A 2843-nucleotide genomic window follows, 5' to 3' on the forward strand; every position below is an offset into this window, starting at 1 on the left:
TGGGCCGGGTCCCCCGCCGCGCGCGAGGGGAAGGCCCGCGTCTGGTGGCCCGATCACCGGCCGCCGCGCGGCACGCGCTGGGTCACGGCGTACGGCGTCTCGTCGGTCGCGACCGCGCTCGTGCCGGTGGTCGCGTTCGTCGCGGGCGGCGGGATCCTCGCGGCCGCCATCCGCGGATCCGACGACCTCGGCGACGTGTGGTGGCGCGGCCTCGGCGCGCTCGTGCCCGCCGTGCTCGTGACGGGGCTCGTGCTCGCGCTGCTCGTGGCGGGATCCGTGCGCCTGCTCGGCCTCGGCGTCACGGAGGGCATCCACGCGGTGCGCAGCCGCGTCGGCTGGCAGCTCTGGACCACCGAGCGCCTGCTCGACCTCGCGCGCACCGTGCTCTTCCCGCTCTACGCCGGCCTCTTCACGCCCGTCTGGCTGCGGCTTCTCGGTGCGCGCGTCGGGAAGGACGTCGAGGCGTCGACCGTGCTGCTCATCCCCGCGATGACCACGATCCGCGACGGCGCCTTCCTCGCCGACGACACGCTCGTCGCCGGGTACGAGCTCGGCGGCGGGTGGATGCGCGTCGCGCGCGCCGAGATCGGCCAGCGGGCGTTCCTCGGCAACTCGGGCATGGCGGGCCCCGGCCACAAGGTCCCGAAGGACGGGCTCGTCGCCGTGCTCTCGGCCGCGCCCACGAAGTCGAAGGCCGGATCCTCCTGGCTCGGCTCCCCGCCCGTCCGGCTCCGGCGCACGGTCGCCGCGGCCGACGACTCGCGCACGTTCCGGCCGCCGACCCGGCTGCGCGTGGCCCGCATACTGTGGGAGCTGCTCCGCGTCTTGCCCGTGTTCGCGACATGCGCGATCGGCCTCGCGGTGCTCGTGACGCTCGCCGCGCTCACCTCGGCATGGGGCCCGCTCGCCGCGTTCCTGCTCGGCGGCGTCGTGCTCCTCGTGGCGGGCGCGGTGGCGGCGGGCATCTCGACAGCCGCGAAGTGGATCCTCATCGGCCGGATCCGCGCGGAGGAGCACCCGCTGTGGTCGTCGTTCGTGTGGCGCAGCGAGGTGTCGGACGTCTTCACCGAGATGGTCGCTGCGCCGTGGTTCGCATCGTCCGCCGCCGGCACGCCCGCGCTCGTCTGGTGGCTGCGCAGCCTCGGCGCGCGCATCGGATCCGGCGTCTGGTGCGACTCGCACTGGCTGCCCGAGGCGGACCTCGTGACCCTCGGGGATGCATCCACGATCAACCGCGGCTGTGTCGTCCAGACGCATCTGTTCCATGATCGGATCATGAGCATGGACACCGTCACCCTCGACGCGGGTGCGACCCTCGGGCCGCACAGCGTCATCCTCCCCGCGGCGCGAATCGGGCCGCAGGCCACCGTGGGGCCCGCGAGCCTCGTGATGCGCGGGGAGCTCGTGCCCGAGGCCAGCCGCTGGAGCGGCAACCCGATCGGCCCGTGGCGCGAGGTGAAGACGGGACGCTACCTGCCCGCGACGACCGCGGACGCCCCCGCCACCGCTCCCGCCGAGACCGCCGACACCGCCGCGCGCGCGACCGCCGGTCGCCGGTGAGGGCCACGGCCGGCCCCGCGTCCGGCGACGAGTACACCCCCGAGGTCGGATCCTCCGCGTACGCGGTCGAGCGCTACGACCTCGACCTCGACTACCGCGTGGCCCGCAACCGTCTCAAGGCACGCGCGGTCATCACCGCAGTCGCGCGCGAGCCGCTCCCCCGCTTCGAGCTCGACCTCACGGGCCTGCGCGCGGGCGACGTGCGCGTGGACGGCCGCCGCGAGACCCGGCACGTGCAGCGCGGCGGGCGCCTCGTCGTGACCCCGGCCGCGCCGATCCCCGCGGGCGCGTCCTTCACGGTCGACGTCTCGTACTCCGGCGAGCCCGGCCCCCGCCGCACCACCTGGGGCGACCTCGGCTGGGAGGAGCTCGGCGACGGCGTGCTCGTCGCGTCGCAGCCGAGCGGCGCATCCACGTGGTTCCCCTGCAACGACCGACCGGACGACCGGGCGACGTTCCGGATCCGCGTCGCGTGCGAGGTCGACTACTCCGTCATCGCGAGCGGCCGGCTCGTCTCCCGGCTCGAGCGCTCGGGCCGCGCCACCTGGACCTACGAGCAGGACGCGCGGACCGCGCCGTACCTCGCCACCGTGCAGATCGGCCGCTACGCCGAGCGGCGCGTGCCCGCCGGATCCACGCAGGCGGTGTTCGCGTACCCGAAGCCGCGCGAGGCCCGGGTCCTCCAGGACCTCGCGCCCGTGCCGCGCATGATGGCGTTCTTCGAGACGCTGTTCGGGCCGTACCCGTTCGACGAGTACCGGGTCGTGGTCACCGACGACGAGCTGGAGATCCCGCTCGAGGCGCAGGCGATGGCCGTGCTCGGCTCGAACCACGCGGACGGCACCGGCGGATCCGAGCGGCTCGTCGCCCACGAGCTCGCGCACCAGTGGTTCGGCAACTCGGTGGGCCTCGCGTCGTGGCAGCACATCTGGCTCAACGAGGGCTTCGCCTGCTACGCCGAGTGGCTGTGGTCGGAGGAGTCCGGCGGGCCGACCGCCGACCAGCTCGCGCGCCAGCACCACGCGCGCCTCGACCGCTACGGCACGCAGATGGGCATCGGCGATCCCGGGCCCGAGTCGATGTTCGACGACGTCGTCTACAAGCGCGGCGCCCTCGCCCTCCACGCGCTGCGGCTGACGCTCGGCGACGCGTCGTGGCGGGAGCTGCTGCGCACGTGGACGGATCCGGCGTGGACGGATCCGCGCACCACCGACGACCTCGTGGCCGCGGCCGGCGATGCGGGCGCGCTGCTGCGCGCCTGGCTCGCGGACGCGCCGCTGCCG

Annotated in this window: 2 protein-coding genes; both read left to right on the top strand. The window is 74.9% G+C overall.

Features of this window, described 5'->3' with window-relative positions; genetic code table 11:
* On the top strand, positions 1 to 1560 hold a 1560-nt coding region (locus DZG00_RS14175), incomplete at its 5' end, for a Pls/PosA family non-ribosomal peptide synthetase (RefSeq protein WP_375342508.1).
* Positions 1557 to 2843, top strand: a 1287-nt coding sequence (locus DZG00_RS14180; protein WP_147360019.1) for a M1 family metallopeptidase, incomplete at its 3' end; no start/stop codon positions are given. The genes DZG00_RS14175 and DZG00_RS14180, both read left to right, overlap by 4 nt.

The sequence above is a fragment of the Clavibacter lycopersici genome, from assembly GCF_003576405.1.
Classification (GTDB): domain Bacteria; phylum Actinomycetota; class Actinomycetes; order Actinomycetales; family Microbacteriaceae; genus Clavibacter; species Clavibacter lycopersici.